Source organism: Micromonospora echinaurantiaca, from assembly GCF_900090235.1.
GTDB lineage: Bacteria > Actinomycetota > Actinomycetes > Mycobacteriales > Micromonosporaceae > Micromonospora > Micromonospora echinaurantiaca.
Genome location: NZ_LT607750.1, coordinates 5,963,823 through 5,977,286, shown reverse-complemented (window position 1 = coordinate 5,977,286; position 13,464 = coordinate 5,963,823). Strand labels below are relative to the sequence as shown.

At 72.4% G+C, this 13,464-nt stretch carries 11 protein-coding genes; 8 read left to right on the top strand and 3 right to left on the bottom strand.

The window, feature by feature from the left end:
• The first annotated feature begins 7 nt into the window (after positions 1 to 7).
• The 4 genes from panD to nadC all read left to right on the top strand — a co-directional run bounded on the left by panD (position 8) and on the right by nadC (position 4,144).
• Positions 8 to 430 (top strand): aspartate 1-decarboxylase, encoded by a 423-nt coding sequence (gene panD, locus GA0070609_RS27050; RefSeq protein ID WP_088996401.1) that lies wholly within the window; start codon positions 8 to 10, stop codon positions 428 to 430.
• 146 nt (positions 431 to 576) lie between these two features.
• Positions 577 to 1,473, top strand: coding sequence for a septum formation family protein (locus tag GA0070609_RS27045; RefSeq protein WP_088996400.1), 897 nt, complete (start codon positions 577 to 579; stop codon positions 1,471 to 1,473).
• A 74-nt stretch (positions 1,474 to 1,547) separates the two neighbouring features.
• Positions 1,548 to 3,251: an L-aspartate oxidase gene (locus GA0070609_RS27040; protein ID WP_088996399.1), complete on the top strand. Its 1,704-nt coding sequence runs from the start codon at positions 1,548 to 1,550 to the stop codon at positions 3,249 to 3,251.
• Entirely contained in the window at positions 3,248 to 4,144 is an 897-nt protein-coding gene (gene nadC / locus GA0070609_RS27035) for a carboxylating nicotinate-nucleotide diphosphorylase (RefSeq protein WP_088996398.1), read from the top strand. Before GA0070609_RS27040 ends, nadC begins: the two co-directional genes overlap by 4 nt.
• A gap of 84 nt (positions 4,145 to 4,228) precedes the next feature.
• Here nadC and GA0070609_RS27030 read toward each other — a convergent pair whose 3' ends face one another.
• Entirely contained in the window at positions 4,229 to 5,320 is a 1,092-nt protein-coding gene (locus GA0070609_RS27030; protein ID WP_157748306.1) for an acyl-CoA synthetase family protein, read from the bottom strand.
• A 118-nt stretch (positions 5,321 to 5,438) separates the two neighbouring features.
• Between GA0070609_RS27030 and GA0070609_RS27025 the strand changes: the two genes are divergently transcribed.
• Positions 5,439 to 6,197 carry a type III pantothenate kinase gene (locus GA0070609_RS27025; protein WP_088996396.1) on the top strand — a complete coding sequence of 253 codons (759 nt, stop codon included), beginning with the start codon at positions 5,439 to 5,441 and terminating at the stop codon, positions 6,195 to 6,197.
• Between the two features lie 57 nt (positions 6,198 to 6,254).
• On the opposite strand, the gene GA0070609_RS27020 is transcribed toward GA0070609_RS27025, so the two are convergent.
• A complete protein-coding gene (locus GA0070609_RS27020; protein WP_088996395.1) occupies positions 6,255 to 6,995 on the bottom strand; it encodes a class I SAM-dependent methyltransferase in 741 nt (246 codons plus the stop codon).
• A 91-nt stretch (positions 6,996 to 7,086) separates the two neighbouring features.
• On the opposite strand from GA0070609_RS27020, the gene lysS reads away from it, so the two are divergent.
• The 3 genes from lysS (at position 7,087) to GA0070609_RS27005 (ending at position 12,206) form a co-directional block, all read left to right on the top strand.
• Positions 7,087 to 8,595 (top strand): lysine--tRNA ligase, encoded by a 1,509-nt coding sequence (gene lysS / locus GA0070609_RS27015; protein WP_088996394.1) that lies wholly within the window; start codon positions 7,087 to 7,089, stop codon positions 8,593 to 8,595.
• Positions 8,596 to 8,707: 112 nt separating this feature from the next.
• A complete protein-coding gene (locus GA0070609_RS27010; protein WP_197700191.1) occupies positions 8,708 to 9,052 on the top strand; it encodes a histone-like nucleoid-structuring protein Lsr2 in 345 nt (114 codons plus the stop codon).
• A 622-nt stretch (positions 9,053 to 9,674) separates the two neighbouring features.
• Positions 9,675 to 12,206: an ATP-dependent Clp protease ATP-binding subunit gene (locus GA0070609_RS27005; protein ID WP_088996392.1), complete on the top strand. Its 2,532-nt coding sequence runs from the start codon at positions 9,675 to 9,677 to the stop codon at positions 12,204 to 12,206.
• A gap of 280 nt (positions 12,207 to 12,486) precedes the next feature.
• Here GA0070609_RS27005 and GA0070609_RS27000 read toward each other — a convergent pair whose 3' ends face one another.
• Positions 12,487 to 13,383 carry an HhH-GPD family protein gene (locus GA0070609_RS27000; RefSeq protein ID WP_088996391.1) on the bottom strand — a complete coding sequence of 299 codons (897 nt, stop codon included), beginning with the start codon at positions 13,381 to 13,383 and terminating at the stop codon, positions 12,487 to 12,489.
• Positions 13,384 to 13,464: the final 81 nt, after the last annotated feature.

Below are 13,464 nucleotides of genomic sequence, written 5' to 3'. Positions count from 1 at the left end.
CACCCCGATGCTGCGGACCATGCTCAAGTCGAAGATCCACCGGGCCACGGTGACCCAGGCCGACCTGCACTACGTCGGCTCGGTGACCGTGGACCAGGATCTGCTGGACGCCGCGGACCTGCTCCCCGGCGAGCAGGTGGCGATCGTGGACATCACCAACGGCGCCCGGCTGGAGACGTACGTCATCCCCGGCGAGCGGGGCAGCGGCGTGATCGGCATCAACGGTGCCGCCGCGCACCTGGTGCACCCGGGCGACCTGGTCATCCTGATCTCGTACGGGCAGATGGACGACGCCGAGGCCCGCGCGTACCAGCCGCGGGTGGTGCACGTGGACGCGGACAACCGGGTGATCGAGTTGGGCGCCGACCCGGCCGGGGTGGCCCCGGGCATGGCCGGCGACCCGGTGCCCAGCCCGTTCGCCGCCGTCTGAGCCGTTCCGGTCGGCGGCCGGCCGCCCGACCGTCCCGTCACCGGTGGCAGGTTTCCGACCCCGCCTCCGGTCTGTCACCGGAAGGTCATTCCTGGTTACCCTGAGCACACCGTCGGAAGACGGTCGGTGGTTGGGGGAGGCCGCGGATGCGCCGTGCGATGACCACCCTGCTCGCAGCTGTCGTCACGGGCGCCCTGCTGGCCGGCTGCGGCGGCGCCGGAGGGCTGGACGGCGACCTGGTCGACGACTGGGCCGCCCTGCCCGCGCCGGGGCCGTTCACCCCGGCCGCCGGGGTCTGCCACGAGGCGGACTTCACCGACGTGGTGCCGCTGTCGGCGTACCAGCCGGTGGACTGCGCCGCCCCGCACCGGGTGGAGACGGTGCACGTCGGCGCGTTCCCGGCCGCCCGGGCGACCCCGCCGGCCAGCGGCTCGACCGAGCTGCGCGGCGCGTTCGCCGAGTGCGACGGCAGGGCCAGCGAGTACGTCGGCGACGAGTGGCGGGTCGGGCGGCTGCGGCTGGCGGTCGCGGTGCCCTCCGGGCCCGGCTGGGCGGCCGGCTCCCGCTGGTTCCGCTGCGACCTCACCGAACTCACCACGGTCGAGGCGGCGGCCACCGTGGTGACCCGCACCGGCAGCCTGCGGGACGCGCTGCGGGGCGCGTCCCCGCTGCGGCTGGGCTGCCAGCGGACCCGCGGCGGCCGGGGCGGGGCCGTCGGGTCGCTGCTTCCGGTGGAGTGCGCCACCCGCCACGACGCCGAGTTCGTCGGGGTGTGGCGGGCGCCGGACCTGCCGTACCCGAGCCGGGACGCCGACTGGTTGCCGCTCTACGCCGGCTGCCGTTCGGTCCTCGCCCGGTACGTCGGCGTGCCCAACGACGCGGACCTGCGCTTCCGCAGCGGGGTGGTGGTCCGCCCGCCGGGAGCCGGGCGGTGGCGGGTGGGTGACCGGGGGGTCCGCTGCCACCTCTGGCTCAGCGACCGTACGGTGACCGGCTCGCTCAAGGGCGCCGGTCCGGCCGGCCTGCCGGTGCGCACCCGGTAGCCGGACGGCGTATCCCAAACCACTCGTCCCGCCCCCGCCGCCCCGGGCGAGGGGCGTTCGGGTTGACTGGGGGCATGGACCTTCCGACGCTCGACCTGCCGGCCCTGCCGGCCCTGCCGTCGCTGCTGGTCGCGCCCGCCCCCGGCTGGGTGGAGACCACCGACGTGATCGTGGTCGGCTCCGGGGTGGCCGGGCTCACCGCCGCGCTGCACCTGCGGGAGGCGGGGCTGCACGTCACCGTGGTCACGAAGGTCAACATCGACGACGGGTCGACCCGCTGGGCGCAGGGCGGCATCGCCGCGGTGCTCGACCCGCACGACACCCCGGCCGCGCACGCCGTCGACACCGAGGTCGCCGGGGTCGGCCTCTGCGACCCGGCCGCGGTGCGGGTGCTGGTCGAGGAGGGGCCGACCCGGCTGCGTGAGCTGATGCGGATCGGCGCCGAGTTCGACCGCAACCCGGACGGTTCGCTGATGCTGACCCGCGAGGGCGGGCACCGGGCCAACCGGATCGTGCACGCCGGTGGCGACGCGACCGGGGCCGAGGTGCAGCGGGCGCTGCACGCGGCGGTACGCCGCGACCCGTGGATCCGGCTGGTCGAGCACGCCCTGGTGCTGGACCTGCTCCGGGCGCCCGGTGACGGCCCGGGCGGGCTCGGCCCGGCCTGCGGGATTACCCTGCACGTGCTCGGCGAGGGCAGCGAGGACGGGGTCGGCGCGATCCTGGCCCGGGCGGTGGTGCTGGCCACCGGCGGGATGGGGCAGGTCTTCGCGGCCACCACCAATCCGGCGGTGTCCACCGGCGACGGGGTGGCGCTGGCCATGCGGGCCGGCGCGGCCGTGACCGACGTGGAGTTCGTCCAGTTCCATCCGACCGCGCTGATCGTGCCGGAGCAGGTCCGGGTGCCCGGCGCCGGGCACGCCCAGCAGCCGTTGGTCTCCGAGGCGTTGCGCGGCGAGGGCGCCCACCTGGTCGACGCCGACGGCAAACGGTTCATGGTCGGCCAGCACGAACTGGCCGAGTTGGCCCCCCGGGACGTGGTGGCCAAGGGCATCCACCGGGTGCTGCTGGCCACCGGCGCCGACCACGTCTTCCTGGACGCCCGGCACCTCGGCGGGGACTGGCTGGCCCAGCGGTTCCCCACCATCGTGGCGTCCTGCCTGGCCATCGGGGTGGACCCGGCGGTGGACCTGATCCCGGTCGCCCCGGCCGCGCACTACGCCTCCGGCGGCGTCCGCACCGACCTGCACGGCCGCACCTCCATCCCCGGCCTGTACGCCTGTGGTGAGGTGGCCTGCACCGGCGTGCACGGCGCGAACCGGCTGGCCAGCAACTCGCTGCTGGAGGGGCTGGTCTTCTCCCGGCGGATCGCCGAGCACGTCGCCACCGGCCTGCCCGAGCAGGCACAGCCGGCGCCGACCGGCGCCTGGGTCGGCGGCGCGGGCTGGGTGGTGCCGGCCGCGGCGACCCCGGTGCTGCAACGGGCGATGACCCGGGGCGCCGGCGTGCTCCGCTCGGCGGCGACGCTGGCGGAGACCGCGGCGACGCTGGGCGACGTCGGCGCCGGACGGGGCACCCCGCGCACCGCCGACTGGGAGGCGACGAACCTGGTCACGGTGGCGTCGACGCTGGTCGCCGCCGCGTACGCCCGCCGGGAGACCCGGGGTTGCCACTGGCGGGAGGACTTCCCGACGGCCGACGAGCGGTGGCTGGGCCACCTGGTCGGTGCGATCGGGGCGCAGGGCCGGTTGGCGCAGGAGTGGGAGGAGACGCGATGACGGAGTCGACCGAGCGGGCGTTGCGGGCGGCGGGGCTCGACCCGGCCCGGGTGCGCCGGGTGGTCGAGGACGCCCTGGTCGAGGACCTGGGCCCGGACTTCCTGGACGTCACCAGCGTCGCCACCATCCCGGTCGAGCAGATGGACACGGCCGACCTGGTGGCCCGCGCGGACGGCGTGGTGGCCGGGCTGGCCGTGGCGGCCACGGTGTTCGAGCTGGTCGGCGAGGTGACCGGCGGCGCGCGTACGGTCGAGGTGTCGCTGGTCGCGCGGGACGGCGCGCGGGTGGCCCGCGGCGACGTGCTGGCCACGGTGACCGGGCCGACCCGGCTGCTGCTCACCGCCGAGCGGACCGCGCTCAACCTGCTCTGCCGGATGTCCGGGGTGGCCACCCACACCCGGGCCTGGGCGGACGCGCTGGCCGGCACCAAGGCGATGGTGCTCGACACCCGCAAGACCACCCCGGGCCTGCGCGCTCTGGAGAAGTACGCGGTCCGGGCCGGCGGCGGCACGAACAAGCGGATGGGGCTGCACGACGTCGCCATGATCAAGGACAACCACAAGCTGGCGGCCGGCGGCATCACCCCGGCGTACCGGCGGGTCCGGGACGCGTTCCCGGACGTGCCGGTGCAGGTGGAGGTGACCACGCTGGCCGAGGCGGTGGAGGCGGTCGAGGCCGGCGCGAACTTCCTGCTCTGCGACAACATGACGCCGGAGGTGCTGACCGAGGTGGTGGCCGCGGTCGGCGACCGGGCCGAGCTGGAGGCGACCGGCGGGCTGACCCTGGCGGTGGCCGCCCGGTACGCGGCGACCGGCGTCGACTTCCTCTCGGTCGGCGGGCTGACCCACTCCTCGCCGATCCTCGACATCGCGATGGACCTGCGCACCGAGTGACGCTCCGGCCGACGGCGGCGTCGGCCGCCGGGCGGTCACCACGGGCTGGCCGGCGCGGTGGATCGGGTCGCCGCGCCGGTCGGCTCAGGCCGCGGCCCGGGTGGGCAGGGCGGCCGGCCCCACCAGGTTGAAGATCACCTGGTTCTCGGTGTCGTCCCGGTGGTCCAGGCCGTACTTGGCCCGGAAGAGCTGGAGCGCGCGGTGGTAGATCCCGGGCTCCAGCTCGTCGGCCTCGCCCAGGGCGAAGGTCTGGCCGGCGGCCTCCGGCCGCTGGAGCACCACGCTCAGCCCGGCCAACCCGTGCCGGGCCACGTTCCGGACCAGGTCGCTGCCGGCGATGTACCAGGTGCCGTCCACCCGCACGTAGCGGGCCTCGCAGGTCTCCAGGTCGCGCCCGTCCTGGCGGAGGCAGAGTTGCAGGCTCAGGCAGGAGTCGAGGTCGCGTACCGGGGCGGTCTCCCACAGCTCGGTGAACCGGTCGTCCACGAACTCGCCGAGCGGGGTGTTGACGAACGCCTCGATCTGCTGGGCGTCGAAGGTCTTGCCGCTGACCGGGAAGAACGAGATGTACGCCTTGTCGTCCCAGCGGTACATCTGCACCGACGGCGCGGTGCTGTAGAGGCGTACCCGGAGCCGGGACCGGGAGGCCGGCGGCAGCTGCTGCTGGAGCCGGCCGAAGTGGAAGAGGTTGTTCATGATCGCGATGGCCGCGTCCGAGCGGCGCAGCTCCTCGGCCCGCAGCCGGACCGCCGGCGAGTCCGGGTCGAGCAGCAGCACCCGGACCGTCGCCCCGTTGGCCAGCGCGACCCGCAGCGCGGAGAGGAACCGGTTGGTGTACGGCCCCTCCAGCATGCTGGTGAACGTCTCCAGGATCGCCACGGCTTCCCGGCAGTTGGCCACCCGTTCGATCAGCGCGTCCCGGTCGAGCCGGGGGTGCTCGATGATGCTCACCGTCTGGAGTTCGCGGAAGAGCGGGTTGAGCACCACGTAGGTCAGCAGCGTCATGATCAGGGCGGCGCCGATGTTGAGGTAGAGGTCGCCGCGGAAGGTCTGCCCGGAGCGCCAGGACTGCACGATCATCCAGAGCGCGCCACCGGTCAGCGCGGCCAGCACCAGCACATGCCGACGGCGCCGGCGCAACGTGTTGCGCCCGCGGGCCCACCACATCCCCGACATGTCCGCTCCCCGTCCGGCCCAGCCGTGGATAGACCTATGTTCATGCCGCGATCCGTCCAGGATACGGTTCGTCGGCCGCTGCGCGCCCGCCCGTAGCCGCGTTGTCTAGGCTTCGGGCGTGCTGCTCTGCATCGACATCGGAAACACCAACACCGTGCTGGCGACCTTCGACGGCGACAAGCTGGTGCACTCCTGGCGGATCAAGACCGATGCGCGCTCGACGGCGGACGAGTTGGGGCTGAAGTTCCGGGGCCTGCTCGCCGGGGACGCCGTCGAGATCACCGGGGTGGCCGCCTGCTCGACGGTGCCGGCCGCGCTGCGCTCGCTGCGCACCATGCTGTCCCGCTACTACGCCGACCTGCCGAGTGTGATCGTGGAGCCCGGGGTGCGGACCGGGGTGCAGCTCGCCATCGACAACCCGAAGGAGGTGGGCGCCGACCGGGTGGTCAACACCCTGGCGGCCTACACCCTCTACGGCGGGCCGTCGATCGTGGTGGACTTCGGCACCACCACCAACTTCGACGTGATCAGCGGCCGGGGCGAGTTCCTCGGCGGTGCCTTCGCCCCCGGCATCGAGATCTCCTTCGACGCGCTGGCCGCCCGCGCGGCCCAGCTGCGCAAGGTCGAGGCCACCCGGCCCCGCTCGGTGATCGGCAAGAACACCGTCGAGTGCCTCCAGTCCGGCCTCTACTTCGGCTTCGCCGGCCAGGTGGACCGGATCGTCGAGCGGATGACCGAGGAGCTGGGCGAGGTGCGGGCCGTGATCGCCACCGGCGGGCTGGCCTCGCTGGTGATCAACGAGTGCCGGACGATCACCCACCACGAGCCGATGATCACGCTGATCGGCCTGCGGATGGTCTACGACCGCAACGTCTGACCCGGGCGGTCCGGCCTGCCTTCTCCGCCGATCGGGCGCCCGGCGACCGCCGGTGGTTCAGCGTCGGCGGGACCGGAACACCAGCGTCTGGTACGGCAGCTCGACGGTGTCCCGCCCGGCCAGGTCGGGGTGGGTGGCGAAGAGGTCACGCAGTTGTCGGTCGATCTTCCCGCGCTCCTTCGCCGGTGCGGTGAGCCAGTACGAGCGGGTGTGCAGCAGCTCGATCACCTCACCGGGGGTGAGCGTGCTCGTGTGGGCGAACCGGCCCAGCTCGATCGGCCCGAAGTCGGCGCCGAAGTCGGCGTACTTCTCGATCACGTTCCCCGCGCTGTCCCCGATGTGGGCGATCCGGCTCAGCTCGGCCACCCAGGCGACCTCCTCGTCCCGGACGTTCCAGATCGGCGCGAAGACGCCGCCCGGCCGCACCACCCGGGCGATCTCGGCGTGCGCCCGCTCCCGGTCGAACCAGTGGTACGCCTGGCCGACGACCACCGCGTCGGCCGTACCGTCCGGCAGTGGCACGGACTCCGCGCTGCCGGCCAGCGCGACGGTGCCCGGGGTCACCGCGTCGAGCTGGGCCCGCATCCCGGGGTCGGGCTCGACCGGCACCACCTGGTGGCCGAGGGCCAGCACCGCGCGGGTGAGGATGCCGGTGCCGGCGCCCAGGTCCACCACCCGGGCGGACGGGGCCAGGCCGGTGAGCGCCCAGCGGACCGCCTCCCGCGGATAGCGGGGCCGGAACCGGTCGTAGTCGGCGGCCACCGTCCCGAACGACAGCGCCTGAGTGGGGTCGGTCATGCCGGGCAGGTTATCCGGTAACCGGCGACTGGGTGCTTGAGTACGCTCGGGGGTTGACCCCGCCGAACATCTCCCTCTGAGGAAGCGTGCCGTGACCGAGCAGAAGCCCGTGCCAGTGGATCCCGCCGACGACCTTCCCGAGCAGATGAAGGTCCGCCGGGAGAAGCGGGACCGGATGCTCGCCGACGGCGTGGAGCCGTACCCGGTCGGATTCCCGCGCACCCACACGCTGGCCGAGATCCGCCAGAAGTACGCCGACCTGCCGACCGACACCGCCACCGGCGACCGGGCCTCGGTCACCGGGCGGGTGATCTTCGTACGCAACACCGGCAAGCTCTGCTTCGCCACCCTGCGCGACGGTGACGGCACCGAGCTGCAGGCGATGCTCTCCCTCGACCGGATCGGCCCGGAGCGGCTGGAGGACTGGAAGCGCCTGGTGGACCTCGGCGACCTCGTCGGGGTGACCGGCGAGGTGATCACCAGCCGCCGGGGCGAGCTGTCGGTCCTGGCCGAGCAGTGGGTGGTCACCGCCAAGGCGCTGCGCCCGCTGCCGGTGGCGCACAAGCCGCTCAGCGAGGAGGCCCGGGTCCGGCAGCGCTACGTCGACCTGATCGTCCGGCCGCAGGCGCGCCAGATGGTCCGCACCCGCGCGGCCACCGTACGCAGTCTGCGTGATTCGCTGCACGAGCAGGGCTACATCGAGGTGGAGACGCCGATGCTGCAGTTGCTGCACGGTGGCGCGGCGGCCCGCCCATTCGTGACCCACAGCAATGCGCTCGACACCGATCTGTATCTGCGAATCGCGCCGGAACTGTTTCTGAAGCGTGCCGTGGTCGGCGGCGTGGAGCGGGTCTTCGAGATCAACCGCAACTTCCGTAATGAGGGCGTCGACTCTTCGCACTCGCCGGAGTTCGCGATGCTGGAGACCTACCAGGCGTACGGCGACTACAACACGATGGCCGAGCTGACCCGCAATCTCGTCCAGCGGGCGGCGATCGCGGTCAGTGGCTCGACGGTGGTCACCCACGCCGACGGCCGGGAGTTCGACCTGGGCGGCGAGTGGCGTTCGGTGACTCTCTACGGGGTGCTTTCCGAGGCGCTCGGCGAAGAGGTGACCGTGCACACCGAACGGGCCCGGCTGGTCGAGTACGCCGACAAGGTGGACCTCGCCGTCGACCCGAAGTGGGGACCCGGCAAGCTGGCCGAGGAGCTGTTCGAGGAACTGGTGGTCCCCGGCCTGGAGGCGCCCACCTTCGTCCGGGACTACCCGGTGGAGACCAGCCCGCTGACCCGCGCGCACCGCAGCGAGCCGGGGCTGGCCGAGAAGTGGGACCTCTACGTGCTCGGTTTCGAGCTGGGCACCGCGTACTCGGAGCTGGTCGACCCGGTGGTGCAGCGGGAGCGGCTGCTGGCCCAGGCGCAGCTCGCCGCCCGGGGCGACGACGAGGCCATGCGGCTGGACGAGGACTTCCTCCGCGCGATGGAGTACGGAATGCCGCCGGCCGGGGGTATGGGAATGGGAATCGACCGGCTGTTGATGGCGCTCACCGGCCTGGGAATTCGGGAAACGATCCTGTTCCCGTTGGTGCGGCCGGAGTAGTCGCAACAACCCTCAACCGGATCGATACCGCATCCTATTGACGCGGCGCGCGTCGTACGGGTTATTGTTCTTGCAGTTTGCAGGTGCACCCTGCTCGAAAGGAATGTGGGACGTGGCCAAGCAGATCATTCACAAGCTGGTCGATGACCTGGACGGCGGGGACGCTGACGAGACCGTCAAGTTCGCCCTCGACGGCGTTCAGTACGAGATCGACCTGTCGAGTTCCAACGCCGAGAAATTGCGTGAGGTATTCGCGCCGTACGTCGGGGCGGGCACCAAGGTCGGCCGGGGCGGCGTGGTCGTCGGTGGCCGGGCCGCACGCGGCCGGGGCGGCGCCACCGCCGATCGGGAGCAGAACAAGGCGATCCGGGCCTGGGCCAAGAAGGCCGGCAAGGACATCTCCGACCGGGGCCGGATCCCTCAGGAGATCGTCGACGAGTACCACGCCACGCGCTGACGCGCCGCCGACGGGCGACCCGACGCCGGGCCGGAGCACCTCTCCGGGCCGGCGTCGCCGTTTCCGCCCCCGAGTCCGGTTTCCCGGCCTGCGAGGGGCCGGGAACGGGTGTGCGCCGAACCAGACATTCTGGCCCACCGCACGCCGGTGGTCATTCGGCGTCCACCGGGCGGGCCGCGTACCACGGGTGTCCGCGGCGGTCCGGCCGGGTGGTGGAATACGGCGGGAAGAATCCCGGTGGGACGCGCGTTGTCCACAGCCGGTGGAGGAGTTTTCCACAGCTTGTGGATGACCGTCGGGCGGCCCATGCGCCGGTCGTGCCGGCGTCGTTCCCGGCCGTGCGGGTGCCGTCGGGGCCCGCGTGGGCCGTTCCAGAGGTTGTCCGACCGGCGGGCGGAATTTCGCTCTACGCGTAGCGCTCGGGGTACCGGAACACCCGCTGAGCGCGGACGGTTGTGCAGAGCGACGCGTACACGGCTCCTGCCGGAGACACACGACCTCAGCTGAGTCGGTCCGCGGCGATAGAGTAATGAGGCAAGGACGCCCGTCCCGGGCGTTCGCGCACCGGCCCCGCCAAGATCTTTGACCATCAAGGCGCACGGCACGTGAGGAGCACGAGGGCATGTTCGAGCGGTTCACCGACCGAGCGCGACGGGTTGTCGTCCTGGCCCAGGAAGAGGCCCGGATGCTCAACCACAACTACATCGGTACGGAGCACATCCTGCTGGGCCTGATCCACGAGGGTGAGGGTGTCGCGGCAAAGGCCCTGGAGAGCCTCGGCATCTCCCTCGAGGGCGTCCGCCAGCAGGTCGAGGAGATCATCGGCCAGGGCCAGCAGGCGCCGAGCGGGCACATCCCGTTCACGCCGCGGGCCAAGAAGGTGCTGGAGCTGTCGCTGCGCGAGGCGCTGCAGCTCGGCCACAACTACATCGGCACGGAGCACATCCTGCTCGGTCTGATCCGCGAGGGTGAGGGCGTCGCCGCCCAGGTGCTGGTCAAGCTCGGCGCGGACCTCAACCGGGTCCGCCAGCAGGTGATCCAGCTGCTCTCCGGCTACCAGGGCAAGGAGCCGGCCGCGGCGGGCGCCGCGCCGGGCGAGGCCGCGCCGTCCACCAGCCTGGTGCTGGACCAGTTCGGCCGTAACCTGACCCAGGCCGCCCGCGAGGGCAAGCTCGACCCGGTCATCGGGCGCGAGAAGGAAATCGAGCGGGTCATGCAGGTGCTCTCCCGCCGTACCAAGAACAACCCGGTCCTGATCGGTGAGCCCGGCGTCGGTAAGACCGCCGTGGTGGAGGGGCTGTCCCAGAAGATCATCAAGGGCGAGGTGCCCGAGACGCTGAAGGACAAGCAGCTCTACACGCTCGACCTCGGTGCGCTGGTCGCCGGTTCCCGCTACCGCGGTGACTTCGAGGAGCGCCTCAAGAAGGTGCTCAAGGAGATCCGCACCCGGGGCGACATCATCCTGTTCATCGACGAGATCCACACCCTGGTGGGTGCGGGTGCCGCCGAGGGCGCGATCGACGCGGCGAGCATCCTCAAGCCGATGCTGGCCCGTGGCGAGCTGCAGACCATCGGCGCCACCACGCTGGACGAGTACCGCAAGCACCTGGAGAAGGACGCCGCTCTCGAGCGCCGGTTCCAGCCGATCCAGGTGGGTGAGCCGTCGCTGGCCCACACCATCGAGATCCTCAAGGGGCTGCGCGACCGCTACGAGGCGCACCACCGGGTGAGCATCACCGACGCGGCCCTGGTCGCGGCGGCGACGCTGGCCGACCGCTACATCTCCGACCGCTTCCTGCCGGACAAGGCGATCGACCTGATCGACGAGGCCGGTGCCCGGATGCGCATCCGCCGGATGACCGCGCCGCCAGACCTGCGCGACTTCGACGAGCGCATCGCCCAGGTGCGTCGCGACAAGGAGTCCGCGATCGACGCGCAGGACTTCGAGCGCGCCGCCCAGCTGCGCGACAAGGAGAAGCAGCTCCTTGGCCAGAAGGCGCAGCGGGAGAAGGAGTGGAAGGCCGGTGACCTGGACGTCGTCAGCGAGGTCGACGACGAGCAGATCGCCGAGGTGCTCGGCAACTGGACCGGCATCCCGGTCTACAAGCTGACCGAGGAGGAGACCTCGCGCCTGCTGCGCATGGAGGACGAGCTGCACAAGCGCGTCATCGGCCAGGAGGACGCGGTCAAGGCGGTGTCCAAGGCGATCCGGCGTACCCGCGCCGGGCTGAAGGACCCGAAGCGTCCCTCGGGCTCGTTCATCTTCGCCGGCCCGTCCGGCGTCGGTAAGACCGAGCTCTCCAAGGCGCTGGCCGAGTTCCTGTTCGGCAGCGAGGACGCCCTCATCCAGCTGGACATGTCCGAGTTCCACGACCGCTACACGGTCTCCCGGCTGGTGGGTGCTCCTCCCGGCTACGTCGGCTACGACGAGGGCGGGCAGCTGACCGAGAAGGTGCGGCGTCGGCCGTTCTCGGTGGTCCTCTTCGACGAGATCGAGAAGGCCCACCCGGACGTGTTCAACACGCTGCTCCAGATCCTGGAGGACGGTCGGCTCACCGACGGTCAGGGCCGGATCGTGGACTTCAAGAACACGGTCATCATCCTGACCACCAACCTGGGTACGCGTGACGTGGCCAAGGCGGTGTCGCTCGGCTTCCAGGCGTCGGAGGACTCCGAGTCCAACTACGACCGGATGAAGCAGAAGGTCAACGACGAGCTCAAGCAGCACTTCCGGCCTGAGTTCCTGAACCGGATCGACGACACCATCGTCTTCCACCAGCTGCGGGAGAACGAGATCCTCTCGATCGTGGACATCATGATCGCGCGGATCGAGACCCAGCTGCGGAACAAGGACATGGGTCTGGAGCTGACCGACAACGCCAAGAAGTACCTGGCGAAGAAGGGCTTCGACCCGGTGCTCGGTGCACGTCCGCTGCGTCGCACGATCCAGCGCGACATCGAGGACAACCTCTCCGAGCGGATCCTCTTCAACGAGCTGACCCCGGGTCAGATCGTGGTGGTGGACTGCGAGGGCGACCCGAGCAACATCGACAAGTCCAAGCTCGTCTTCCGGGGCGCCGACAAGCCGGTCGACGTGCCGGACGCGGTCCCGGCCGACCTCGGCGGCACCGCCGCCGCGGGCGCGGACGAGTAAGGCCAACAGCACGAGGGCGACGGCCCGGTGGCACCCGCCACCGGGCCGTCGCCTTTTGCGCACCCGAACCCGCCCAACCCGCCCACCCGACACCGGCCCGCCCGGCCCGCCCGGCCACCCGGCCTCTCGGCCTCTCGGCCTCTCGGCCGTGATCGTCTGATGCAGGGCAGGGCGTATGCCCGGTGAAACACCTGCCCATCGTCAGACGATCATGGGCGGCGGACGTGGCCCGACGCGGCCTGGCGGGGCGGGGCGTGGCGGCGCGCTGGTTGGGGTGGTGTCAGGGGGTGGGGAGGGGGGTGTCGCCGGTCAGGCGGAAGGAGGAGTCGTCGACCGGCTCCACCAGGCCGTCCTGCACCAGCGCGGCCAGTGCGCGGGACCGCTGCACGTCGTCCGCCCACACCTGGTCGAGTCGCTGCCGCGGCACCGGGCCGGTGGCCTCCCGCAGCACCCCGAGCAGCAGCCCACGGACCTGCCGGTCGGTGCCGGCGTACCGCTGCGGGCGCCGGGTCGGGCCGGTCGGCGCGGGCTGTCCCGAGGCGCGCCAGGCGCAGACCGACTCGACCGGGCACCGGTCGCAGCGGGGCGCCCGGGCGGTGCAGACGACCGCGCCCAGTTCCATGAACGCCGCGCTGGCCAGCGCGGCGGCGGCCGGCTCGGCGGGCAGCAGTTCCTCGGTGGCGACCAGGTCGGCGGGTCGGGTCACCGGTCCGGCGTCCGGCTCGCCGGCCACCGCCCGGGCGACCACCCGCCGGACGTTGGTGTCCACCACCGGGTGCCGCTGCCCGTACGCGAACGCGGCCACCGCCCGAGCCGTGTACGTGCCGATGCCCGGCAGGGCCAGCAACTGGTCCAGCCGGTCCGGCACCCGGCCGCCGTGCCGCTGCACGATCGCCACCGCGCACTCGCGCAGCCGGACCGCCCGGCGGGGGTAGCCGAGCCGCCCCCACATCCGGATCGCCTCGGCCGGGGTGTCCGCCGCCAGCGCGGCCGGCTCCGGCCAGCGCGCCAGCCACGCCTGCCAGGCGGGGACCACCCGGACCACCGGCGTCTGCTGGAGCATGACCTCGCTGACCAGGATCGCCCACGGGCTCACGTCCGGTCCGCGCCACGGCAGGTCACGGGCGTTCTCCTGGTACCACCGGCTGACCCGGGTGGTGAAGGTGGGTGCACTCATCGCGGGGCCGATGATGTCACGCGGCCCGGTCCCGCAGGTTGGGCGGCCCGGGCGGGCCGTCGCGGCGACCGGGGGCGGATC

Coding starts and splice junctions, on each gene's coding strand:
- panD (WP_088996401.1), top strand. CDS start 8: ATGCTGCGGACCATGCTCAAGTCGAAGATCCACCGGGCCACGGTGACC.
- GA0070609_RS27045 (WP_088996400.1), top strand. CDS start 577: ATGCGCCGTGCGATGACCACCCTGCTCGCAGCTGTCGTCACGGGCGCC.
- GA0070609_RS27040 (WP_088996399.1), top strand. CDS start 1,548: ATGGACCTTCCGACGCTCGACCTGCCGGCCCTGCCGGCCCTGCCGTCG.
- nadC (WP_088996398.1), top strand. CDS start 3,248: ATGACGGAGTCGACCGAGCGGGCGTTGCGGGCGGCGGGGCTCGACCCG.
- GA0070609_RS27030 (WP_157748306.1), bottom strand. CDS start 5,320: ATGTCGGGGATGTGGTGGGCCCGCGGGCGCAACACGTTGCGCCGGCGC.
- GA0070609_RS27020 (WP_088996395.1), bottom strand. CDS start 6,995: ATGACCGACCCCACTCAGGCGCTGTCGTTCGGGACGGTGGCCGCCGAC.
- GA0070609_RS27005 (WP_088996392.1), top strand. CDS start 9,675: ATGTTCGAGCGGTTCACCGACCGAGCGCGACGGGTTGTCGTCCTGGCC.
- GA0070609_RS27000 (WP_088996391.1), bottom strand. CDS start 13,383: ATGAGTGCACCCACCTTCACCACCCGGGTCAGCCGGTGGTACCAGGAG.